At 63.1% G+C, this 21,939-nt stretch carries 19 protein-coding genes and 4 pseudogenes; 12 read left to right on the top strand and 11 right to left on the bottom strand.

All coding sequences use genetic code 11. From position 1 onward, the window contains the following. Positions 1–44: 44 nt before the first annotated feature. The 5 genes and pseudogenes from ACMV_RS12340 to ACMV_RS12320 form a co-directional block, all read right to left on the bottom strand. Positions 45–563, bottom strand: a pseudogene (locus tag ACMV_RS12340) (IS6 family transposase); the annotation flags it as partial. Positions 564–740: 177 nt separating this feature from the next. Then, complete coding sequence (locus tag ACMV_RS19375) at positions 741–1,475, bottom strand: hypothetical protein (protein ID WP_013640621.1); 735 nt, start codon at positions 1,473–1,475, stop codon at positions 741–743. 339 nt (positions 1,476–1,814) lie between these two features. After that, positions 1,815–2,276: pseudogene (locus ACMV_RS21540) on the bottom strand (DDE-type integrase/transposase/recombinase). Positions 2,277–2,647: 371 nt separating this feature from the next. Next, positions 2,648–3,574, bottom strand: coding sequence for a threonine/serine dehydratase (locus ACMV_RS12325; RefSeq protein ID WP_048858121.1), 927 nt, complete (start codon positions 3,572–3,574; stop codon positions 2,648–2,650). Between the two features lie 238 nt (positions 3,575–3,812). Beyond that, complete coding sequence (locus ACMV_RS12320) at positions 3,813–4,187, bottom strand: aspartate/glutamate racemase family protein (protein WP_331429018.1); 375 nt, start codon at positions 4,185–4,187, stop codon at positions 3,813–3,815. A gap of 85 nt (positions 4,188–4,272) precedes the next feature. On the opposite strand from ACMV_RS12320, the gene ACMV_RS12315 reads away from it, so the two are divergent. Continuing rightward, complete coding sequence (locus ACMV_RS12315; RefSeq protein WP_013634879.1) at positions 4,273–5,406, top strand: ISAs1 family transposase; 1,134 nt, start codon at positions 4,273–4,275, stop codon at positions 5,404–5,406. Here the strand turns inward: ACMV_RS12315 and ACMV_RS12310 are convergent. Then, complete coding sequence (locus tag ACMV_RS12310) at positions 5,384–5,740, bottom strand: aspartate/glutamate racemase family protein (protein ID WP_231844403.1); 357 nt, start codon at positions 5,738–5,740, stop codon at positions 5,384–5,386. The genes ACMV_RS12315 and ACMV_RS12310 overlap by 23 nt on opposite strands. Positions 5,741–5,877: 137 nt before the next feature. Next, complete coding sequence (locus ACMV_RS12305; RefSeq protein ID WP_013640614.1) at positions 5,878–6,639, bottom strand: SDR family NAD(P)-dependent oxidoreductase; 762 nt, start codon at positions 6,637–6,639, stop codon at positions 5,878–5,880. A gap of 99 nt (positions 6,640–6,738) precedes the next feature. Here ACMV_RS12305 and ACMV_RS12300 point away from each other — a divergent pair, with 99 nt between their 5' ends. Beyond that, the gene (locus ACMV_RS12300) at positions 6,739–7,647 is read left to right on the top strand and encodes a LysR family transcriptional regulator (protein WP_012039898.1); all 909 of its coding nucleotides are present in this window, start codon (positions 6,739–6,741) and stop codon (positions 7,645–7,647) included. Between the two features lie 77 nt (positions 7,648–7,724). Then, positions 7,725–8,408, top strand: a complete 684-nt coding sequence (locus ACMV_RS22105; RefSeq protein WP_456236369.1) for a hypothetical protein — start codon at positions 7,725–7,727, stop codon at positions 8,406–8,408. Here the strand turns inward: ACMV_RS22105 and ACMV_RS19940 are convergent. Both ACMV_RS19940 and ACMV_RS19935 read right to left on the bottom strand, forming a co-directional pair. After that, positions 8,345–8,572, bottom strand: a complete 228-nt coding sequence (locus tag ACMV_RS19940) for a type II toxin-antitoxin system CcdA family antitoxin (protein WP_231844525.1) — start codon at positions 8,570–8,572, stop codon at positions 8,345–8,347. The two genes, ACMV_RS22105 and ACMV_RS19940, sit on opposite strands and share 64 nt — an antisense overlap. A gap of 179 nt (positions 8,573–8,751) precedes the next feature. Further along, a pseudogene (locus tag ACMV_RS19935) lies at positions 8,752–9,250 on the bottom strand (IS5 family transposase); the annotation flags it as partial. A gap of 472 nt (positions 9,251–9,722) precedes the next feature. Between ACMV_RS19935 and ACMV_RS19930 the strand changes: the two are divergent. Then, positions 9,723–10,406, top strand: coding sequence for a PEP-CTERM sorting domain-containing protein (locus ACMV_RS19930; protein ID WP_231844402.1), 684 nt, complete (start codon positions 9,723–9,725; stop codon positions 10,404–10,406). A 126-nt stretch (positions 10,407–10,532) separates the two neighbouring features. On the opposite strand, the pseudogene ACMV_RS12290 reads toward ACMV_RS19930, so the two are convergent. Further along, a pseudogene (locus ACMV_RS12290) lies at positions 10,533–10,995 on the bottom strand (transposase); the annotation flags it as partial. A gap of 758 nt (positions 10,996–11,753) precedes the next feature. On the opposite strand from ACMV_RS12290, the gene ACMV_RS12285 reads away from it, so the two are divergent. The 8 genes from ACMV_RS12285 to ACMV_RS12250 all read left to right on the top strand — a co-directional run bounded on the left by ACMV_RS12285 (position 11,754) and on the right by ACMV_RS12250 (position 19,434). After that, positions 11,754–12,029, top strand: a complete 276-nt coding sequence (locus ACMV_RS12285) for a ribbon-helix-helix domain-containing protein (RefSeq protein ID WP_013640607.1) — start codon at positions 11,754–11,756, stop codon at positions 12,027–12,029. Between the two features lie 279 nt (positions 12,030–12,308). Further along, positions 12,309–12,899 (top strand): PadR family transcriptional regulator, encoded by a 591-nt coding sequence (locus ACMV_RS12280; RefSeq protein WP_013640606.1) that lies wholly within the window; start codon positions 12,309–12,311, stop codon positions 12,897–12,899. Between the two features lie 165 nt (positions 12,900–13,064). Then, a complete protein-coding gene (locus ACMV_RS12275; RefSeq protein ID WP_013640605.1) occupies positions 13,065–13,493 on the top strand; it encodes an ATP-binding protein in 429 nt (142 codons plus the stop codon). A gap of 441 nt (positions 13,494–13,934) precedes the next feature. After that, on the top strand, positions 13,935–14,972 hold the full coding sequence (locus tag ACMV_RS12270) for an ABC transporter substrate-binding protein (protein ID WP_012039886.1): 1,038 nt from the start codon (positions 13,935–13,937) through the stop codon (positions 14,970–14,972). A 15-nt stretch (positions 14,973–14,987) separates the two neighbouring features. Beyond that, positions 14,988–16,517 (top strand): sugar ABC transporter ATP-binding protein, encoded by a 1,530-nt coding sequence (locus ACMV_RS12265; protein ID WP_013640604.1) that lies wholly within the window; start codon positions 14,988–14,990, stop codon positions 16,515–16,517. 8 nt (positions 16,518–16,525) lie between these two features. Next, positions 16,526–17,497, top strand: coding sequence for an ABC transporter permease (locus ACMV_RS12260; RefSeq protein ID WP_231844401.1), 972 nt, complete (start codon positions 16,526–16,528; stop codon positions 17,495–17,497). Continuing rightward, positions 17,494–18,480, top strand: coding sequence for an ABC transporter permease (locus tag ACMV_RS12255; protein ID WP_013640602.1), 987 nt, complete (start codon positions 17,494–17,496; stop codon positions 18,478–18,480). The genes ACMV_RS12260 and ACMV_RS12255 overlap by 4 nt, the downstream gene beginning before the upstream one ends. Before the next feature lie 294 nt (positions 18,481–18,774). Continuing rightward, positions 18,775–19,434 (top strand): glycosyltransferase, encoded by a 660-nt coding sequence (locus tag ACMV_RS12250; protein WP_013640601.1) that lies wholly within the window; start codon positions 18,775–18,777, stop codon positions 19,432–19,434. A gap of 59 nt (positions 19,435–19,493) precedes the next feature. Here ACMV_RS12250 and ACMV_RS12245 read toward each other — a convergent pair whose 3' ends face one another. Then, a complete protein-coding gene (locus tag ACMV_RS12245; protein ID WP_013640600.1) occupies positions 19,494–21,869 on the bottom strand; it encodes a xanthine dehydrogenase family protein molybdopterin-binding subunit in 2,376 nt (791 codons plus the stop codon). Positions 21,870–21,939 lie beyond the last annotated feature (70 nt).

The raw sequence follows: 21,939 nt of genomic DNA, 5'->3' as shown, positions 1-21,939 counted from the left end.
TACACTGCGGCCTGATGGACAAATATATCATGTGCTGACGAAGTAGCGTTGAATGCTGCGTTCAGGTATTTGACCTGGCGATGGAGGTTAGCCTCGGGACATTTGCCTTCGGCTTTCAGTTCCGCAATGGCGATGGCGTAGGTCGGCGCCTTGTAGGTATTGATGCCCTCGGGCTTCTCCCAGTCCCTCAACCCGCTCAGGGCCTTGCCCAGAAAGCGCTTTGCCGCTTTCGCGTTCCGCGTCGGCGAAAGAAAGAAATCGATCGTGTTCCCATGCTTGTCGACTGCACGATATAGATATGCCCATTTGCCGCGGACCTTGATAAAGGTCTCATCGACCCGCCAGCTCGTCAAGGTCGGCCGCCGCCATTGCCAGCGCAGCAGCTTCTCAATCTCCGGGGCATATCGCTGAACCCAGCGGTACATCGTCGAATGATCAAGGTTCACGCCGCGCTCACACATCACCTGCTCAAGATCCCGGTAGCTGATCCCATACCGTCAATACCAGCGTACTGCCCAAAGCACGATCTCACCCTCGAAGTTCCGCCCTCTGAACGCCGACACCACCGCTCTTCCACCAGCCTGCATCAAATCCCATCAGAGCAAGCCAGAATTTGCAACAGAGCCGTCTGGGACCTACCGGCCCAGCCTTTGTGCATCTTGGGGCCTATCAGCCTCAGTCTTTGCTTTTTTGTCTCCGGCTCGGTGAGCGGAGCGGGCAGGAGGAGGTGGCTGGCGGCATCAGGTGTAGAATACGGCGCGCCTTTTACCGTTCTCGCCCTGTTCCACTACGCCACGCTTGATCGTGTTGTGCTGCAGCGAAAAGACCTCGGTGCCGAGATCCTGTTTGCCGATGGTCTTGCCGTTGAGAATGATCAGTGGCTGCTGGTAGATTTTGTAGCCTTGCGCGTAGCAGCAGACCGTGGTTGAGGAGCCGTGGGCGCTGTCGCGCTTGGCGAGCTTACTGAGGTGTACCCGCATGCCCTCCGGGAGCACGCCGGCTGACACAAACTGGTCGATCAGCCAGGACCACTCCTTGCGCTCGGCGCCCATAGCGTCGGCCAGCCGTTTCACCCGGATCGGTGTCCAGATCAGGTTGTTCGAGACGCCGAAGCCGAGCGGCTTCGTGTTGCCGGCGAGCAGCACCCGTGAGACGATGGTCGAGCAGTTCTTGCGCAAAAATCTGTAGGTACTTTTTGGCTTGTTCCTGATCTCGGCCCACTTCGACATGGCGGCGTTAGTGTTGAAGACGGGGATCCGCAAGATGTGGTCCGGCGCGTAATTCTCCTCGGACAGATCGGCGAACACGCTCAGGCTTGGGCTCGAGTTATTATCCTCCTCGCTTTCTGGCCACCAACTCACATAGGAAGAGGCCATCGCCTTCCAGTTCGAGTCGATAATCATTGCTGCATGACCGCAATACGAATTTCCAACCGGGCGCAGGTGGTTGTTCCAGATCAGAACGGTGGCAGCCATACGAGAGTCCTCCTCGGTGCGCCGTTCCGCAGGCGCCTTCCCCGACGCCGGTCTCCAACGGGACCGGTGATCCACAGATTTTCGGGCAAGCTCCCGGCCGGAATGGCCGTTGTTATCGGGATGTTATATCGTAAAAAAATGTCCGACAAGATGGTATGAGCGGCGGTTGGCGGGATGAGGAGCCGGATGCCAGGCAGACAATCGCGAGCTACATCCTATGGTTTTGGCGATTATCTGCTGTCGTTGTGGCGCTCCCGTGGTGAACCTGGCCCATAGGGCTCTGGTGCAAATAGCCTGACGAGTCAAAGGTTGTGGCGGCGAGGCTGCGGTGTTGTCGCTTTATTGGGCTGCCAGGACGGCCTCCCAGACGGCAGGTGCAGGTCGACCCCGAAGACGTAGCCGACCGAGGCGGAATTGCCCCTTGCGGATCCGTCGCAGCAATTCGATCCCGGCCACCGTGATCGCGGCGGTCTCGAACCGCTTGAACCCGAGCATCGGACCGACCCGCGACTTCACGCCCCGATGGTCCTTCTCAGGGAGGTTATTCAGGTACTTCGACGATCGCAGCTTCGTGTCAGCAGCCAGTTCACCGTCAGCCTTCATCTCGCGCACTGCGCGGTGCGATGCGGCCTAGCCGTCCAACGTGACGGTCCGCGGGCCCGAGCCCTGACCTTTGATCGCCTTGCGGAAGAACGCCTTGGCCGCGGCAACGTCACGCTTTGGGCTGAGACGGAAGTCAACGGTATTTCCTGCGCGATCGACCGCCCGGTAGAGATAGACCCATCCACCCTGGACTTTCACTTAGGTCTCGTCCACACGCCACGACGCACCGGCCGGCTGCGCGAAGCGGTTCCACCGGCGCTCGAATTTCGGCGAATAGTTGTGCACCTACCGCATGATGGTGGTGTGGGCTATCGACAGGCCGCGCTCCTCCATCATCTCCACGAGTTCCCGGAAGCTGAGCTTGAAGCGCAGATATCACCGCACGCACAGGATGATCACTTCGCGGTCGAAGTGCCGCCACTTGAACAGATCCTCCAAGTCCAGGAACCTGGCCATCGCGCCGCCCTCAAAGCCACTAAATGGCTAGCAAGATACCGGGGCCAGCCGTTTGCACCGGAGCCCATGCGAGCAGGTTTCAGGGAAGGGAGTGCGACGATGATGGACGCTCCTCAAAAGGATACCGCGGTGGTGTTGCCCCCGCTAATGATGACACCGACATTCTCACCTAGTGCAGGTCGGTAGCGCCCGGAGAGCAAAGCGGCGAGAGCCGTAGCGCCGCCTGGCTCAGCGGCCACGCGCGCCACTTTCCACAAGCGACGCTGGGCATCGGCGATTGCGTCATCCCCGACCAGAACGACGTCGGCGACATGATCACGGGCAATAGGGAAGACCAGATCGCCGACCCGCCTCGGTGCCAGCGAGTCTGCCGCAATTCCGCCGGTTTCGGCATCAACCGGTCGGCCGGCGGCGAGCGCCCTCGTCAGGGTTGGCGATGATTCGGGCTCGACGCCCACGACCTTGATGTGCCCGTGATACCAACTGGCGATCCCTCCGATCAGTCCACCACCGCCGACAGCGACCAGTAGGGTATTGAGCCCAGCCACTTGCTCCTCCATTTCAAGCGCAATCGTACCCTGTCCGACCAACGTTTCGCGTTGATCGAAGGCATGGATGGCAAGGGCACCGCTATTTGCGATCCATGCCTCGCTCGCGGCCAGCGCATCGGAATAACCTTCGCCGCCGACGACAAGTTCGGCGCCGAAATCGCGGATGCGTTGGATCTTGGCCGGAGACGAGATCGCCGGCACGAAGATGCGCGCAGGGATTCCGAGCCTAATCGCCGCATAAGCCACGGCGGCACCGTGGTTTCCTCCCGAAGCGGCAACCACGCCGACCGTCGGGATTTCTCTTGTCAGCAGGTTTGTGAAGGCGCCCCGTGCCTTGAAGGAGCCGGCATGCTGCAGCAATTCGAGTTTGAGAGTGATCGGCTGTGAGGCTAGACCGAAATCAACGCCATTGCAGGCCAGAACCGGCGTGCGTCGTATGTGCGGCCGAATCAATCTCTCCGCAGCCTGAATGTCACTTCTGCCGATCATCGCAACGTCACCCTGTTTCTCAATTCGGTCTCTCATCGCAGGTTGTCTTTCAAGTATTCCCTTGCTGGGAAGATGTGCCGGGCATTGGGAAAGGTCGGCACCCGGCGATAACCTGCTAGCATCGTGTTCCAGCCGATATGATCGCCATGGATATGGGCGTGCAGAATGAATAAATCTCCTCGGATAAGAGGTGGCCAGCACCCTGAGAGAGGAAATACAGGAAAAAAGCGGCGCACTCTCAGGCCAGAGCATGACGAACGATTTGGTCGATGTGAAGCTGAGCCAGATCGATATGTGGGAAATCCGGCTGATGTTCCGCATAAAACGACGATAGATCGGTTCCCGCTAGAAGAATTGCCTGCGCATTCTTCCTTTGCAAAAGCCGATTGGCCAGTCTGCTGAATTCCGTCATTTCAGGCTGCGTCGCCCGTTTCCCGTGAATGGCGATCTCGGCATACGTATTGTGCACCCAATCGAGATCATCCCTGTCCAGCGAGATATCCCGTTGTTTCGCAACGGCTCCGAAGACGCGCGTATGCATGACAGCACGGTTGCCGAACACAGCAACGCGATCCGTCCCGGCGGCAGCAAGTCCTGCGGGAACGGCATCCAGGGGCTACGCATGAAAATTTCGGGCATAGTTGACGGCATGGAATCGGGTGTGATTCGGGGAGTCTCCTTGAGATTGGGAGACGTGCATGTCGGTGAGGCGGCTTGTGGAGGAATTTTCGGCGTTGGAAGACCCCCGCTGCGGCGGCAAGGTTGAGCACCGGCTAATTGATATTCTGGTGATTGCGGTGTGCGCGGTGATTGCCGGGGCGGAAAGCTGGGAGGATATGGCACTGTATGGCCGTAGCAAGCAGGAATGGCTGGGCACGTTTTTGGCGCTGCCGAACGGCATTCCATCGCACGACACCTTCCGGCGTGTGTTCATGCTGATCGATACCGGGCGTTTCGAGGCATGTTTCGAAGCGTGGGCGCGCTCATTCGGGACGACTTTGGACCGGGAAGTGGTGGCGATTGACGGGAAAACGATCCGCGGCTCGTTTGATCGCAGCCGGGACCAGGCGGCGCTTCACGTTGTGAGTGCATGGGCGAGTGATCGGGGGCTGGTGCTCGGCCAGCGTCAGGTCGGCGACAAATCGAACGAGATCACCGCGATCCCGGAATTGCTGGATGTGCTGGACATCAAGGGCGCCATTGTCACGCTGGACGCGATGGGGTGCCAGCGAGCCATCGCGTCCAAAATTCTCGAGCGGGGTGCTGATTATCTCGTCACCCTCAAAGCAAACCAGGGGAAGAAACACAGCGCCGTGCAGGAGTATTGCGCAACCACCTGCTTCAGCCGCTCACCCGTTGATCGGCCGGTGCATGACGAATTCGATGATGGTCATGGTCGTCTTGTTCGGCGCCGGGTGTTCGTCTGTCCGGACGCCGTAGCGCTGGAACCGCTGCGCGACTGGCCGGGGTTGAAGAGCGTTCTGGCCGTGGAAACCATCCGCGGCGTCAACGGATCCGGCAAGATCGAAGCCGAAATCCGCTACTTCCTGTCCAGCAGCGACGATCAACCCGAAATCCTGGCGAAAGCGATCCGTCAACATTGGCAGATCGAGAACAGCCTACACTGGGTGCTCGACGTCACCTTCAACGAAGATCACTGCCGGATCCGGGATCGCAACGCCGTCCAGAACTTCTCCCTGCTTCGCAAGATCGCAATCAACCTCGTTCGCCGCCATCAGGCATCAAAGGCCAGTCTCAAGGGGCGCCGCAAAATGGCCGCCTGGGATAACCGTTACATGGAGCAAGTGCTCACCGGCTTCTTTCATGCGTAACCCCTGGAACGGCATCCAATATGCTGATCAGGGGAACACGGGCCACACGTGTTATGTCCGATATGGCGATATGAGGCGCGACGGCGGAAATGGCGACGATTTCGCACCCGGCATCGGCGAGTTCATTGGCCAGGCCCCCGAGATAGGCGCCAAGAGCAATCCTGTCCTCTGCGGCTACATAAGATAACACCCGCAAGACGTCTGCGTGGCTGAGGACGAGTTGCAGTGGAGCTTGGCTCGCGGCGAACCTTTTTTGGATCTGCTCGTAATAGAAAATACCCGCCCGGAGCGCGAGACCTCCGATAAGACCTATCTTGCGCATCAGGAACTCCATTATTGTCTCAACCTTGATGCGCGTGAAGATGACGCATCCGGGAAACGTGCCAATCATGGCTTGTGATTCGCGTGAAGGAGCGTGGCGCGCTTCCCTGCGCCATACCCCGTCGTGGTATCGGTCGGAGAGCCCCGACCTCAGATCACCATCCCACCGGAGGCTTCAATGCGTTGCGCATTGATCCATCGATTGTCCTCCGACAGGAGGGCAGCGATCATCGGACCGATATCGTCGGGCAAACCCGCCCGTCCAAGCGCTGTCAGGTCTGAAATGCGCTTGTTTACCTCGGGATTGTCTCGCACGATGCCGCCGCTGAAATCGGTCTGCACCGCGCCGGGAGCGACGACATTGGCGGTAATGCGCCGGGCGCCAAGTTCCCTCGCCATGTATCTCGTCATCACCTCAACAGCACCTTTCATCGACGCATAGGCAGTACTGCCTGGATAGGCCACGCGGGTCAGCGCCGACGAGACGTTCACGATCCGGCCGCCATCGACGATCAGCGGCAGCACGGCCTGTGTAAGAAAGAAAACGCCCTTCACGTGCACCCGAAACAGCGCATCGAAATCCGCCTCGGTGATATCGCTGATCGGTGCGTGGTGGGACGTTCCGGCATTATTGATGAGATAGTCGAACTGCTCCACCCCCCACTCGGCCAGAATCCTGCGCAGTTCGGCGACAAAGGCCGGAAAGGTCGCGGTATTCCCCGTATCGAGTTGCAAGGTTGCGGCACGCGCGCCTGCCCGCTCGGTTGCGGCGACCACCTCATCTGCTTCTGCCCGTCTGCGATGATAGGTGAAGATCGACCTGACGCCGCGCCGGGCGAGCGCCTCAACGGTCGAACGGCCAATGCCCCGACTGCCGCCGGTGACGATTGCGATATGAGATTGTGCGGGCATGAGGGTCTCCTGTTCCGGTGCTACGGATTTGGCCCGCCCGCCCGACGGAATAAGGCCGCTGTTGCAGACGACTTTGTTTTGCAGGACAGAATAATGACCATGGATCGCCTCGCCGCCCTCGAGCTATTCGTCCGTATCGTCGATCGTGGCAGTTTTACCGCTGCGGCGGCGGATTGCTCCATCTCCCGACCGGCAGCCACCGCCACGATCAACGCGCTGGAGAAGAGGTTGGGAACCAGGTTGCTGCAACGCTCGACACGGCATGTGCAGCCGACCGTCGAGGGTGAAGCCTACTACCGACGCTGCATTGGTATCCTTGCCGATCTCGAGGATGCGGACCGGGGGGCCAGCGGTGCCGTGGCAGGGCTGCTGCGCGTCGACATGGTCGGCACGCTGGCGCGCATCGTGTTGCCGGCACTACCGACCTTTCTAGCTCTGCATCCAGCCGTGACGGTGCATATCGGTGAGGGCGAGCGCTTTGTCGATTTGGTACGCGAAGGGGTTGATTGTGTCGTGCGAGCGGGCACTCTTCCTGATAGCGATATGATCGTCCGGCATCTCGGCGTGTTGGAGGAGATCATCTGTGCCAGCCCCGCCTATCTCAGCGAACATGGCGTGCCAGCAACGCCGGATCAGCTGGACGGGCATTTCATGGTCGGATTCGTCTCCTCGCGCACGGGCCAGCCCTTGCCGCTGGAATTCATGGTCGATGGCGTGAAGGTCGAGAGGACGTTGCCGGCTCGCGTCATGGTTAATGGGGCGGACACGAGTGCTGCTGCGGCGCGCCTCGGGATGGGGCTGGTGCAGGCGCCGCGCTTGCGGTTCAAGGATGATCTAAACACCGGAGCACTCGTGGAGATTCTCCAGGACTTCCAGCCCAGTCCCACTCCGATTTCCGTCATCTATCCGAATCATCGCCAGCTTTCGCCGCGCGTGCGGGTCTTTGTCGACTGGCTCGTTGAAACGATCGCACCTCTGCTTGGCCGCTCTGGATACAAGGTGCCGTGATCGGTCTGCCGCCGCATCCATCGGCGCCGTGGCGCTTGCTCCGCATCTTATTCCGCATAGTGTAATGTGATCGGGTGTTGAACTGGCCGGCCGCAAACCGTTCGGAAGTCGGTTCCAGCATGCGCCCGGCTCGCGTGTCGCCATTGGATCGATATGATGAAGGTGCGCTCTTGATCGTGCGCGAAAAGATCTACGGGCAAGTGCGTGATCCCGTTTTAGATGCCCTGCAACTGGACCGTTCAACCGCGCAAAGAGCTTTTCGCCACGAGGCTTCGGCCCGACCAATTACCTTGGAAAAAAGCCGCTCGTCAGCTACCCGGCCTATAAGCAACTATCTTGGCGGAACCTCCATCAACTCGTGTTACATGCTATCGGAGCGCACGAACAAAATCGGGTTAGAACCCGATGAGAAGGACATCGAGGGCGCGGGTAATGCTGTCGCGCTCCGCAGCCAACGAGCAAATATGCTGACTCAGCTCGCGCCGTGGTATGCTGGCGATTGCCTGCGTCATCATGACGTGACGCGTGCCGTCAACCTCGAACACTGGATTGAGGTCGCTGAAGGGTTTTGGCGCCATCTCTGCCGGCAGGAGCGGGACAACGATCCGCGTCGCCAATTCCGAGAGCAGATCGGCCTGAACGTCGAGTACGTAACCCGGTCTGCCTCCGGGCATAGGGTGCACATCGAACCGTGCCATCAAAACTGCCGGTATGCCGCCAAGGGCAAGCCGTGCGACTCGACATGCTCATTCCACGCCTGAAATGCTGCACGGTTTTCATCGAGCCAGCGTTGTCTCCGGGCCGCGGCAACGGCCGTTGCCACGCCCTGTTCGCAAGCTTGCGACAGATTGATGCCAAGGCTCCGGGCGTCCTGCAGCAATGCTGCGGGCAGTGTGACATTGGTTGCGCGCCGCGAAGAAGCCATAGTGCGGTCGCTGGGTTGTGGCATAGACATCCGCTGCTCCTCCAGAAGTAAGTGTGCAGGATATGCGCATATATCATGCGCATATCCTGCACACAACATTATTTGCCACAACATACTGCGGGCGATGTGTCAAACACCCACTCCACCAAAAGTGGACCAGACCCCAGCAGGAACCCCACTCCATCACGGCCCTGGATGGCCGCCGAATGGGCCTGGAGCTTGATCGCCCGACCGTCGACATCGACCGTGGCGTGACGCTTGCAGCCTTGATCTTCTTGCCTGCGTCGTATCCCGGATGCCGCCGCTCTCGGTCGTCTTGACGCTCTGACTATCTATCACAGCCGCCGTGTGGCTCGCGCCCTGACCCGTCCTCTCGCGGTCGAGCATCAAGGTGATGGTTTATCCGCTCCCAGGTGCCGTCGTTGCGGAACCAGCAAACCAGCGATAGGTCGTGGGCCAACGCGTAAAATCCTTCGGCAGCAGGCTCCATGCAATCCCGCCACGCAGTACGTAGAAGATCGCATTGACAATTTCGCGCATCTTCCACTTCCGATGCCGGCCGCATGAGCTCGGGGCGGGCAGGAAAGGCGACAGGAGCAGCCACTCCTAGTCGGTCACGTTACTTCCATAGCGTAGCCCGTTGCGGCTATGCTGCGCACGGGTGGTTGGCGTCCACACAGTGTCTCAGGCAAGGCTTCGAACACCTGCCAGGAATCACGTATGGCCCAACCATTCAACTTTCAATCAAAGACGCTCCGACTCCATTCCGAAATGGCCTGCTACGTTTTTGCGAGCGAGCAAATATTCGTGCTGGAGCGATGGTCTGACAGAGTAGACTGGGCGAATACTACTTAAGAATGATGCTTGTATCGAGAATTTTCTGAAGATTTTGATATCGAATGAACGAATAGAAGCGACACAATGTAATCAACCTGTAGTATAGTATTGAATTGATTTCAACCCATAGTATAAAATGAAATAATATTTTGTCGGAATTCCTTACGTCTCATAAAATGAGACGCGATATCTGTTTGATTTTATTAATATTGCAAATACGGCACAATTTTTGCGTGATCATTGAACGCACTTCAATGTATGAAGTGTCCGTGGTCATTCATGGCATGATTTCTCAAACGTTTGGAGATTGAACATGTCTAGCGTCCGCAAATATCTGTTACATGGAGCCGTGGTGCTCCTCGGCCTCACGGGAATAGCGCGGGCGGATATTTATAATCCGACCTGGCTAGTAACGGCCTGGACCACAACGACCGGTAAAATTGGCGGCACCAACTTCATAAACGCTGCAAGCCAGCCTGCGCCATCGGCCGTAGATGCACTGGCTTCCTTCACATACTCAGGGCAGTTGAATTTCGACAACACCAATAATCAGGGACAGTCGAATACGTACGCCGACTTCTTTACGAATACCGCCAACATCTCAAATTTCAGCGGTACGGGTGGCAAGGCTGCGTTCCTTGGAACCACGATGAGTTCTCCAGGAAGCTCGAATTATTCATATCTGGAGTTCTCGCTCCAAGGCCCCGCTGCGAATATAGCTGCAGGCACCTACGTCACGATCACCCACGACGATGGCGCCAGCAGCTATGCAAACGGCAACAAGGTGACTTACTCGCCTGGCGAAACTCAAGCCGTCAGCGATACCGGCACGTTACCTGTGGGATCGATGACAAGTTTCGCTGTCGACTACGTTGAGGCGAACGGAGCACCGGCAGTTCTCAAAGTGGACGTACCGGAACCGGGCAGTGTTCTGCTCCTCGGAACAGGCTTGCTCGTTCTCGGTCTCGTCGTTCGCCTGCGGCAGAAAGCCCTCTGAGACCCGCTGGTCGATCTTGACTGATGCGGTCCCGCTCACCCGGGACCGCCTTTCAGTGGGCATATTCGCCAGTATCGAGGAGAGCGTGCAAGCGGACGAATCGACGCACAGGGGTTTGGCGGATTTGAGTACGTCACCTACCCCGTCACGGTCCTGAATACCGGCATGATGAACCACGGCGCTGACGGGGTGGCCGATTGTATCCGTGATGATGTGGCGCTTGCGCCCGTGATCTTCTCCCCGGCATCGAACTCGCGCGGCCCGCCGGCTTCGGTGGCCTTGACCGACTGGCTATCGATCACGCCGGCTGTAGGCGAGGCCTCGCGTCTGGCCAACTCCCGCGCTTGTATGACCAGGACGTGATTGAGCCGATCGAGGGTGCCGTCGCGGCAGAAGCGGTGGAAATACCCCTGCGCGGTGGCGAACGGCGCGAATTGCTTCGGGATCTGCCACCTCCGGCGGCATTCCACCCGCTCCGCAGGCGGAACCTTGAGCCGCCTCCGCCACTGGCAACCGGTTAGAAGATGGCCTCCATAATCCGCCGCAGCGGCACCGTCCGGGGCCGGCTTCGAGGCAGTCGAGTCGGCATGAACGGTGCGATCAAGGCCGATTCGGCATCGGTCAGGTCGCTTGCGTAGCGCAATCCAGACCGGCGATATCGTCGCCGAGCGATTTCAGTCTAGGTCATCGTGCCTCCATCCGTCTTCGCAAACGAACTGAATCACAACCTACTGTAATCGTTCAACTATATTTTTCGGTCCGGCTCTGAGATAGGGGCTGTCCGCAAACGCACGCCTTCCTGCTGTGCTGCGAGATGCATGGTTCGATCAGCTGACCATCTGCCCCGGCCTGCCGGCGAACGGCATCGAGCCTGAACCGGTAAATGAACGCGTTGCGCAAAGGGTGCATGTCAGAGCTTGGCCAGCCGGGCGAAGCTCGCCGAGACCCATGAAGGTACCGGTTTCGGACAAAATACCAATACAAACCGAGGTCTTGAGGAACTTGCCTGCTAAGCCTGGCGATGATTGCGACGGACAGGACTGCGGCATGATCTCGGCGCGGCCGGCGGGCGTTTCAGGAGCACGCCCGGGGGGATTTCCGCGGCATGGCGGCAAGGGCCCGGGCCGGCGAGATCAACCTCGACAAGTCCATCTGGGGCCTGCGCGCCCAGGCGGATAACCACACCCGCCCGCGAGCCCGAGGAAAAGAGGCACCGGGTCGGCCAGGGCAACCGGAGGCGACGAATACCGGTAGATTGCCAGCGTAAAGTCGGCACTGGCAGGGAATGTCGAGACAGATCGGCATCATATGGAAGGATTAAATCCTATTTCGAAGGGAGCATAAGCGATGTGCTCGACCCGGCTGAGCATCACCTTGCCAAAGGAAATGGCACAGCAGATCCCTGCCAAGGTTGCCGCCGTCGAGTATGCGAGCGAAAGCGAGGTGATCCGCGACGGGCTGCGCACCTTGCTGGCGCATGACCGGGTGGTGGAAGCGTGGCTGCGTGATCAGGTGGCCCCGGCTCTTGATGCGCTGAAAGCCGATCCGTCACGCGCTGTCACCATGGACGGGATGCGCGCTGCCGTGGCCGCCGAACATGCGAAAGCCACCGGTTCCCGGTGAAGCGCTATCCGGTTGATTTCACGCCGGAGGCGCGTGGCCAGCTGGTTGCGCTGTAGCGGCGGATCGCGACCGAGGCTTCGCCGGACATCGCGTTGCGTTACACCGACACGATCATGTCCCGCTGCGAGGGGTTGAGCCTGTTCCCGGCGCCTCCTTTGCGGGGCGTTCATTACGACCGACACAAAAGATATATCTTGATCGGTCTTGCATGGGCCTAATTAAGATATATCTTAGTGCCATCATATTGGAGTGACGAGGACAGTCATGTTTGGAAGACACATGGGCCGGCATGGCCTGAATGAAGAAATGATGCGCCTTGCCGGGCGATTCGGCGCCGGTCGCCGCGGTTTCGGGGGCGGTCGCGGCTGGAGCGACGACGATGACGGCGGCTTTGGCCGCCATGGTCATGGTCGCCGCCGCATGTTCGAGGGAGGCCAGCTCCGCCTGGTCCTGCTCAAACTGATCTCCGAGCAGCCGCGTCATGGCTATGAACTGATCCGGGCGATCGAGGAGCGGACCGGCGGCGCCTATGCGCCCAGCCCGGGCATCGTCTATCCGACGCTCACGCTGCTCGCGGAAACGGGACTGGCCAGCGAGCAGGTCACGGACGGTACGCGCAAGCTCTACGAGATCACCACTGAAGGCCAGGCATATCTCGCCGAACAGGCAGACGAGGTCACGCTGATCCTTGCCCGGCTGGATGCGGTGGGGAATGCGCGCGGCCGTCTCGATGCGGTGCCCGTGCGGCGGGCCATGCACAACCTGCGCAACGTAATCATCAACCGGCTGCAGGGCGGGCTCGACAAGGAGCGCGTCCATGAGGTCGTGGCGCTGATCGACGAGGCTGCCGGCAGGATCGAACGGCTCTGACCGGCAGAGCCGGCTCAAACGGAATGTCGCGGGCACCGGACCTGCCCGCGACAGGGGAACAGAATCTACCGGATCACGTGCATCTTCACGGTCGTGGCGCAGGAAGCCCCCTGCCGGGTTTAGTGATGCCGGCGGCGCATGTGCGGATGACCTCTGCCGCGGATTATGGCGTTTTGCCGAGCCGAGACGCGGCATGAGCGGCGCGATCGAGACGCCGCAGGTGCTGCTGGCTCATCATCTGAAGGCGTTGAAGCTGCCGACCTTCCTGCGCGACTATGCCAAGGTCGCTGCGAGTGCGCGAAGGATCGCGCGGATCATCCGAAATTCCTGCTGCGGCTGGCGGAGCTGGAACTGCTCGATCGCGAACGCCGGCTGGTGGAGCGGCGGATCCGTGCGACGCACTTCCAGGCGGTCGAAAGCCTCGATACCTTCGACTTCACCGCGATCCCGTCGCTGAACAAGATGCTGGTGCTCGATCTGGCGCGCTGCGACAACATCATCGCTCTGGGAAATTCCGGCACCGGCGCGCTGCTCGATCGTCTCACGCAGCACGTCCAGATCCTGGAGCTGAACGGCGAAATCAACGACAGCTGATACCCACCGCCAATCAGGCAGCTGATATGAGAACGGCCCCTGCAGGGGCCGTTCTCATATCTGTCACGTCACAACCCGGTGGCTGGTTTTTACGTCGCCGCGCCGGCCTGGCTTTGATCCGCCGTTGACATCCGAACCGACCAACTCCGCCCAGCCGGGCGAATAAAGTCGGAAAGGGAGGGCGAATTAATCTTGGAACCGGTGGAGGAATAATTCCCGGAGACCGTGCAAGTTAAATTCGGAATACTTGACAATTTCGGAATACTTGGGGGTTCGGCAAGGTCCCGCCTTCGGTTTTGTTCACGAAAACGGGTATTTCTTCCTTTCTGTTCTTCATTTATACGATCTGATGAAAAAATATAATTGACAGGTTTTTGATCGCTTGTTATCGATAAAAAACTATCAACTAGCCGCCGTCAAGGCGGTCATGAAGGAGGAAACATGATGATTTTCAGGAGCGCTTCGGCGCTTGGCGCGATGGCGGCCGTCTTGAGCTTCGTGGGAGTCGCGCGGGCGGCGCCAGCCCTGGATACGGCAAAAATGACCCAGATGCAGTCGAAGGCGGTGTGCGTGAATCCGCACCCTACGCATGTCAATTTGTCGAAGCTCGTAGTCGGATTCAGCCAGTCTGAATCGAATGCCAATCCGTTCCGAGCCGGTGAGACCAAGTCGGTCCGGGATGCGGCGAAAGCGTTTCATGTCCGCCGGCTGATCTATACAAACGCGCATAGCAACCAGTCGCGCCAGGTCGCCGATGTCGAGAACATGATCAACCAAGGCGCGCAGGCGCTGATCATCGCGCCGCTGGATTCGACCGGCTTGCAACCGGCTTTCGCGCAGGCCGCAGCCAAGCACATTCCCATCCTCACCCTCGACCGGCGGACCGCGGGCTCGAAGTGCAGCGATTATCTGAGCTTCCTGGGCTCCAACTTCTATTTCAAGCAAGGCGAGATCGACGCGCGAGAACTAGCGAAGGCGACCGGCGGCCACGCGATGGTGGCAGAGATTCAGGGCGCCTACGGCAATTCGGTGGAGGTGGCGCGCACCAAGGGCTTCGCCGCTGGGCTCAAAGCCTATCCTGGCATGAAGATCGTCACCGAGCAGACCGGTAACTGGTTCACCACCGACGCGCAGAAGGTGATGAGCCAGATTCTGCTCGCGCATCCGAATGTGAATGCGGTCTATGCCCAAGCGGATACGATGGCGTTCGGCGCGATCACCGCGCTGCGCGACGCCGGCAAGAAGCCGGGACAGGTCAAGATCGTGTCGATCGACGGCACCCGGCAGGGGGTTCAGGACATCGTTGACGGCTGGATCTATGCCGATGACGAAACCAATCCGCGCTTCGGGCCGATCGCGTTTCACGAGCTGCAGAACTGGTTCGACGGTAAGCCGGTGCCGCGGCACATCGTGCTGACGGATCATATCTACACCCCGGCGAATGCAGCGGCGGCGCTGAAGAACAACGTGCCGTTCTAACGGCGGAGGAGCGGCATGGCCGGGTGCAAGCATGCTGAGGCGGTTCTGGAAACTGTGGGGGTTTCAAGGCGTTTCGGTGCGGTGCGGGCGTTGGAGGGGGTATCGCTGACGCTCAATGCCGGCGAGGTGCATGGACTTGCCGGCGAGAACGGCGCTGGCAAGTCGACGCTGATCAAGCTGCTGACCGGGTTCCATCAGCCTGACGACGGAACGATCAGGCTGGGCGGCGCGGCGGTGCGGTTCGACTCCCCCCGCACCGCCCAACGCCACGGCATCAGCGCCGTCTACCAGGAGATCAACCTGATCCCCGAACGGGACGTGGCCGAGAACCTCTTCCTCGGCCACGAGCCGAGGCGGTTTGGCTGGCTGATCGACCGGCGCCGGATGGAGGCGGAGGCGCAGTCGCTGCTGGCGCGCTACGAGTTGCGCATCGATCCGCGGGCGCGGCTCGGCACGCTCGGGCTCGGGCTCCAGCAGATGGTCGCGATCGCCCGCGGCATCCGGCTCGGCGCGAAGGTCGTCATTCTCGACGAGCCGACCTCCGCGCTCACCGGTGGCGAGGTCGAGACCCTGTTCCGCGTGGTCGACCGGCTGAAGGCCGAGCGCATCGCGATCCTGTTCGTCAGCCACCGGCTGTCGGAATGTTACCGGCTGTGCGACCGCTTCTCGGTGCTGCGCGACGGCCGCCTGGTCGCCAGCGCGCCGGCCGCCGACCTGCCGCGCCAGGCGCTGATCGCCGCGATGCTGGGGCGGAGCGCGGAGACGCTGCAACGCCAGCACGCGCCGCGCGCGGCGGCTTCGGGCGCCCCTGCGCTGGCCGCGCGCCATCTCACCTGGCGCAACCGGGTGCGGGACGTGTCCTACGAGGTCATGCCCGGCGAGGTGGTCGGCCTGGCCGGCCTGCTCGGCTCCGGCCGCACCGAGACGATGAAGGCGAGTTTCGGGATCGAGACGCCGGGTGCCGGCACGGTCGAGGTCGGCGGCCGGCCGCTGCCCGCCCCCGCGCCGGAGCGGTCGATTGCCGCCGGCCTTGCCTTCCTGTCGGAAGACCGGCGGGCGGAGGGGATCTTTCCGAAGCTCTCGGTCGCGGAGAACCTGACGGCCTGCGCGCTGCGGCGCATCTCCCGCTACGGCTTCGTCTCCCGCCGCCGGCAGGCCGAAATGGTGGCCGAGTTCGTCCGCCTGCTGGGGATCAAGACGGCGGGCGCCGATGCGCCCATCACCTCGCTTTCGGGCGGCAACCAGCAGAAGGTCCTGCTGGCCCGCTGCCTCGCCACCGACCCGCGCGCCATCATGCTCGACGACCCGACGCGGGGGATCGATGTGGGCGCCAAGGCCGAGGTGCATGACGCGATCCGCCGCCTGGTCGAGCGCGGCCTCGGCGTGCTGGTGACGTCTTCGGAAATGGAGGAGCTGATGGTGCTGGCCGACCGGCTGGTGATCCTCGACGAGGGACGTGTCGCGGACACGATGGAAACCGCCGGCGCCGGCGTGCAGGATGTGCTCGACCGGCTGGCCGCCCCGCACGAGCGGGCGGGAGCATGAGCGCCGTCATGAACAGGCCGTCCCGCCTTGCCGGGCTTGCGGCGCGCGCCGGCCACGACACGCCGGCGGCGATGCTGCGCGCGCAGAGCGTCTACATCGCCTTCGCCCTGCTGGTGATCGTCGACCTGATCTTCACGCCGGGGTTCCGCAACCCGATCGTGATCCGCAACCTGCTGTTCCAGGCCGCGCCGATCATCCTCATCACGCTCGGGCAAAGCCTGGCGATCGGCACGCGGGGGATCGACCTGTCGGTCGGCTCGTCGATGGCGCTCGCCGCATCGGTGATGGCCCTGGCGCTGCCGGGCGGCGCGGGTGTTTCCGTCGTCGCGGCGCTGGGCACCGGCCTCGCGGTGGGCCTGCTGAACGGCGCGCTCATCGCCTTCCTCGACATCAATCCGCTGATCTCGAGCCTGGCGCTGCTGGTCACCGCCCGCGGCTTCGCCGAGGCGCTGCTGGACGGATCGCGCGTGTCGCTGCCCACGGGCGGGGTGTTCGACTGGCTCGGCATCGGCGCCGTGTCGCTGGTGCCGATGGTCGCGATCATCGCCCTCGCGCTGGCCGCCACGGTCGCCCTCGTCGTGCGCACCACCGTCTTCGGGCGCAGCCTCGTCTTCATCGGCGCCAACCAGGCGGCGGCGGTGATCGCCGGCATCAAGGTGCGGCGGACGCTGTTCGCCGTCTATGCGGCGAGCGGCCTGCTCGCGGGGCTTGCCGGCCTGTTCGCCGCCGCCCGGCTCGGCGCGGCGGATCCCAACTATATCGGGCTGAATTTCGAGCTTGACGCGATCGCCGCGGCCGTGATCGGCGGCACGCCGCTCTCCGGCGGCCGGGTCTCGATCGCCGGTGGGGTCTTCGGCGTCCTGCTGCTGCAGGTCCTGGGAGCGAGCTTCATCATGAACGACATCAATTTCAGCTACGCGCAGATCCTCAAGGCGGCCTTCATCGTCGCCGCGCTGTACCTGCAGCGGGCCGGCGGATGAGCGGCGCGCCAGCCGCCGGTGCGGGCATCGCAGCACCGGACACCGAACGCCGCGCGCGGATCATCGCGCTGATCCGGTCGCGCGGCGCCATCGTGGTCCTCGCCATCGCCGCGATCATCGCCAGCGCGGTCTTCCCGTATTTTGCGACGGTCAACAATTTCGAGAATATCGGCGTCGCGGCGAGCTTCGTCGGCCTGGTGACGATCGGCCAGACCTTCGTGATCATTCTCGGCGGGTTCGACCTGTCGGTCGGCTCGGTCATCGGCCTCGGCTCGGTGCTGGCGGCCTATGCGGTGCCCTATGGCTGGGTGCCCGCCCTGCTGGTGCCCTGCCTGGCGGGCGCGGCGGTCGGGCTGATCGACGGGCTGCTGATCGCCCGCGCCGGCATGGCGCCGTTCATCGTCACGCTCGCCGCCCTGCTCGGCGTGCGCGGCCTCGACCTCGTCCTGGCCAGGAGCAGCATGGTCATCCTCCACCCCGGCCTGTTCGGCCAGATCGCCAACGGCACGTTGCTCGGGGTCGGCAACCTGATCTGGATCCTGCTCGCCGGCTTCGCGCTGGCGGCGCTGGTGCTGAACCGGTCGCGCTTCGGCGTCGCCGTGTTCGCGATCGGCGGCAACGAGGAGGCGGCGCGGATGCTCGGTGTCCCGGTCGCCACCGTCAAGGTCGCGACTTACGTGCTGTCGGGCACGCTGGCGGGCCTCGCCGGCGCGCTGCTGGGCGCGCATCTCTCCTCCGGCCTGTCGACGGCGGGGCAGGGCGACGAACTGCGCTCGATCGCCGCCGCCGTCATCGGCGGGGTGCTGCTGACCGGCGGCGTCGGCACCATGGCCGGCGCCCTCTCGGGCGTGCTGCTGCTCGGCGTCATCGAGAACGTGATCGACCAGATCGGCAATCTCAGCTCGTATTACCAGAACCTCGCCTCCGGCCTCTTCCTGCTGATGGCCGTCCTGATCCAGACCGGGCTGGTGCGCAGGAGTTGACGCCGTCCGCCGGGCGGGTTCGTTGTCCCATGCAAATAAATGACGCGGTTTGATCTAGGTCATATCGGGAGCACTCGCGTCTCCTGTATCAACCGGATGAACGTTTCTCCCAGACGTTGAATTCCCTGTTCCCAACTGGGCCCCGGAGTCATCCGGGGCCCTTTTTGTCGGGGCCGCTCGCCTGTCCCGCCGGACGCGCTATGCTGCGGCATGTCGCAACCGAATCGCGCAGGCAGGAGAAAGAGTCCGATCGGCCGGGACGCATGCTTACAGGCCGACGCCCACGTCACGGTCGTGATCCCGACCCTCGACGAGGGGCATCGCATTGGCGCCCTGCTGGCCGTCCTGGCCGGGGCGCCGGCGCTCGTCGCGCGCATCGTCGTCTCCGATGGCGGCAGCGTGGATGACACCGTGTCCATCGCGCGGCGTCACGGCGCGGATGTGGTGGCAGGTCCGCCCGGCCGCGGCGGCCAGCTTCGCCGCGGGGCCGAACGGATCGCCGACGGCTGGATCTGGCTCCTGCACGCCGACAGCGAACTGCCGCCGGGCTGGGCGGAATCTCTCCGCGACACGCTCGCCCGGGCCGACCCCGCGCGGGCCTATTATGGAAGGCTGCGCTTCGCGTCGGGCGATATTCGCGCGCGGATCGTCGAGCGCCTCGCGGGATGGCGGTGCCGCGTCTTTCGCCTGCCCTATGGCGACCAGTCCCTGCTGATCCATGCGCGCCTGCTCGCGGCGCTGGGTGGCGTGCCCGACCTGAAGCTGATGGAGGATGTCGCGCTGGCCCGCCGCCTCGGCCGCCGCCTCGCCCTGATGGATCTCGTGATCGGGACCAGCGCCCGGACCTACCAGCGCGACGGCTGGTTTCGCCGGGCCGCGGGAAACCTCATCCGCCTGGCGCTGTTTCTGGCCGGGCGCGACCCGGCCAGGCTGGCTAAAACCTACCGGCGCTAGAGCACTTTCCGATCCTGTCGGATCGGATGTAGTGCTCCATCATATTGATAACCGGAGCATCATCCACCCGGCCGGATCTTCGCCGCCTGGATCGCCTCCCACACACGGCGCGGGGTGGCCGGCATGTCGATATGCGCGATGCCGAAGCCGGACAGCGCATCGGCCACCGCGTTCATCACCGCCGGCAGGCTGCCGGCGCAGCCGGCCTCGCCGCAGCCCTTGACGCCGAGCGGATTGGTCCGCGCCGGCGCCGGGTGGCTGGCGAAGCCGATCCCCGGCACCGCATCCGCCCGCGGCAGCGCATAATCCATGAACGAGCCGGTCAGCAGCTGGCCGGCCTCGTCATAGGCGACCAGCTCGTGCAGCGCCTGGCCGATCCCCTGAGCCACACCGCCATGCACCTGGCCGGCGACCAGCATCGGGTTCACCAGCACGCCGAAATCGTTGACCGTGTGATAGGCGACGACCTCGATCACCCCGGTTTCGGGATCGAGCTCGACCTCGGCGATGTGGCAGCCATTGGGGAAGGCCGAGGGCACGCCGTGCGTGACATGGCCGACATCGAGCGTGGCGGGCACACCCTCGGGCAGGGTGCCGGCGGTGCGCAGCCGTTCGGCGAGGTCCATGATGTCGATCCCGAGATCGGTGCCGGCGACACTGAAGCGCCCGTTGGCGAATTCGATGTCGGCCTCGCCGGCTTCGAGCAGATGGGCGGCGGCACGGCGGCCCTTTTCGATCACGAGGTCGCCGGCCTCGATGATGGCGGCGCCGCTCTGCATGATCGAGCGCGAGCCGCCGGTGCCGCCACCGGCGAGGAGCTGGCTGGAATCGCCCTGCACCAGCCGGATGCGCTCGAAGGGAATGCCGAGCTTGCCGTGCAGCACCTGGGCGAAGGGGGTCGCGTGGCCCTGGCCGTAATCGAGCGTGCCGGTGACGATCGTCACCCCGCCATCGGCATCGAAGCGGATGCCGCCCATCTCGGGGCTCGCATCCGCCGTCACTTCCAGATAGTGCCCGATCCCGCGCCCGCGGATCCGCCCGCGCGCTTCGCTCTCCGCCCGCCGTGCCGCGAACCCGTCCCAGTCCGCCGCGGCCAGCGCGCGGTCGAGGGTCGCGGGGAAATCGCCGCTGTCATAGGTCAGGCCCGAGGGCGCGCGATGCGGGATCGCCTCCGGGCGGATCAGGTTGCGCCGGCGCAGCGCCAGCGGATCGAGCCCCATCTCGCGCGCGGCGGTCTCGACCAGCCGCTCCATGTAGTAATTGCCTTCCGGCCGCCCCGCGCCGCGATAGGCGCCGACCGGGGTGGTGTTGGTGAAGACGCTGCGGCTGGAAACCTCCATCAGCGGGGTGCGGTAGACGCCGACGAAGTTCTTCACCGCGTTCAGCGTCGCCGGCAGCAGCACCACGTTGGAGAGATAGGCGCCGAGATTGGCAAACCCGGTCAGCCTGGTCGCGAGGAAATTGCCCTCGGCGTCGAGGGCCAGTTCGGCCAGCATCTCGTGGTCGCGGCCGTGGCTGTCGGAGAGGAAGCTGCCGGAGCGCTCGTCGGTCCACTTCACCGGCCGGCCGAGTTGCCTGGCGGCGAGCAGGGCGCAGACATATTCGGGATAGCACGAGGCCTTCATGCCGAACGAGCCGCCGACATGGCCGGCCAGCACCCGGACCTGCTCTTTCGGCACGCCGAGCACGGTGCAGAGCAGCCCCCGCATGTTGACGGCCCCCTGGCAGCCGAGCCGCAGCACGTAGCCCTCCGCCGGATCGAACTCGCCGATCGCAGCACGAGGCTCCATCGGGCTGACGATCACGCGGCTGCTGCGCAGGCTCAGCCGGGTGACATGCGCGGCCCGGGCGAAGGCGGCGGCGACGGCCTCGGCATCGCCGAAATGATAGTCGAGCACGAGATTGCCCGGCGCCTCGTCGTGCAGTTGCGGCGCGCCGGGGGTGGCGGCGTCGCGCGCGTCGGTCACCGCCGGCAGCGCGTCGATCTCGGCCAGCACCGCCTCGGCCGCGTCGCGCGCCTGCTGGAGCGTTTCGGCGACGACGAAGGCGATCGGGTCGCCGACATACCTGACGCGGTCGGTCGCCAGCGCGAATTGCCGGGGCCTTGGCGTGTCCGACCCGTCGCGGTTGCGGCTCGCGGCCGCCGGCATCGGGCCGAAGCCCGACGCCGCGATGTCGGCGCCGGTGATGATCGCGGCAACGCCCGGCATCGCCGCGGCGGCTGCGGTATCGACGCCGCGCAGAATGCCATGCGCGACCCCGCTGCGCACCACGACGCCGTAGAGCTGGCCCGGCCGGTCGAGATCGTCGGTATAGCGCCCCTCGCCGCGCAGCAGCACCGGGTCTTCGCTACGCGACACCGGCTGGCCGATCGCGAAGCGCCCGGTGGCCAGCGCGCGATCCAGCCCTTCCGGCTGGCGGAGGATGCGTGTCATGCGGAATGTCCTTCGAAGAACGTCAATAGGGTTGCCCCTTATGTTCGGTCCCGACAGGGCGGGCGCAAGA

It is taken from the genome of Acidiphilium multivorum AIU301, assembly GCF_000202835.1.
GTDB classification, from domain to species: Bacteria; Pseudomonadota; Alphaproteobacteria; order Acetobacterales; family Acetobacteraceae; genus Acidiphilium; species Acidiphilium multivorum.
Note: the sequence above shows the minus strand (reverse complement) of the source record. Positions and strands in the feature narration are given on the sequence as shown.

Bases quoted from the DNA above. Each gene is read 5' to 3' on its own strand.
- ACMV_RS12325 (WP_048858121.1), bottom strand. From the start codon at position 3,574: ATGATCGGCAGAAGTGACATTCAGGCTGCGGAGAGATTGATTCGGCCG.
- ACMV_RS19375 (WP_013640621.1), bottom strand. From the start codon at position 1,475: ATGGCTGCCACCGTTCTGATCTGGAACAACCACCTGCGCCCGGTTGGA.
- ACMV_RS19930 (WP_231844402.1), top strand. From the start codon at position 9,723: ATGTCTAGCGTCCGCAAATATCTGTTACATGGAGCCGTGGTGCTCCTC.
- ACMV_RS12275 (WP_013640605.1), top strand. From the start codon at position 13,065: ATGGCGTTTTGCCGAGCCGAGACGCGGCATGAGCGGCGCGATCGAGAC.
- ACMV_RS19940 (WP_231844525.1), bottom strand. From the start codon at position 8,572: ATGGCTTCTTCGCGGCGCGCAACCAATGTCACACTGCCCGCAGCATTG.
- ACMV_RS12260 (WP_231844401.1), top strand. From the start codon at position 16,526: ATGAACAGGCCGTCCCGCCTTGCCGGGCTTGCGGCGCGCGCCGGCCAC.
- ACMV_RS12280 (WP_013640606.1), top strand. From the start codon at position 12,309: ATGGGCCGGCATGGCCTGAATGAAGAAATGATGCGCCTTGCCGGGCGA.
- ACMV_RS12245 (WP_013640600.1), bottom strand. From the start codon at position 21,869: ATGACACGCATCCTCCGCCAGCCGGAAGGGCTGGATCGCGCGCTGGCC.
- ACMV_RS12300 (WP_012039898.1), top strand. From the start codon at position 6,739: ATGGATCGCCTCGCCGCCCTCGAGCTATTCGTCCGTATCGTCGATCGT.
- ACMV_RS12285 (WP_013640607.1), top strand. From the start codon at position 11,754: ATGTGCTCGACCCGGCTGAGCATCACCTTGCCAAAGGAAATGGCACAG.
- ACMV_RS12265 (WP_013640604.1), top strand. From the start codon at position 14,988: ATGGCCGGGTGCAAGCATGCTGAGGCGGTTCTGGAAACTGTGGGGGTT.
- ACMV_RS12310 (WP_231844403.1), bottom strand. From the start codon at position 5,740: ATGGAGTTCCTGATGCGCAAGATAGGTCTTATCGGAGGTCTCGCGCTC.
- ACMV_RS12270 (WP_012039886.1), top strand. From the start codon at position 13,935: ATGATGATTTTCAGGAGCGCTTCGGCGCTTGGCGCGATGGCGGCCGTC.
- ACMV_RS12255 (WP_013640602.1), top strand. From the start codon at position 17,494: ATGAGCGGCGCGCCAGCCGCCGGTGCGGGCATCGCAGCACCGGACACC.
- ACMV_RS12315 (WP_013634879.1), top strand. From the start codon at position 4,273: ATGTCGGTGAGGCGGCTTGTGGAGGAATTTTCGGCGTTGGAAGACCCC.
- ACMV_RS12305 (WP_013640614.1), bottom strand. From the start codon at position 6,639: ATGCCCGCACAATCTCATATCGCAATCGTCACCGGCGGCAGTCGGGGC.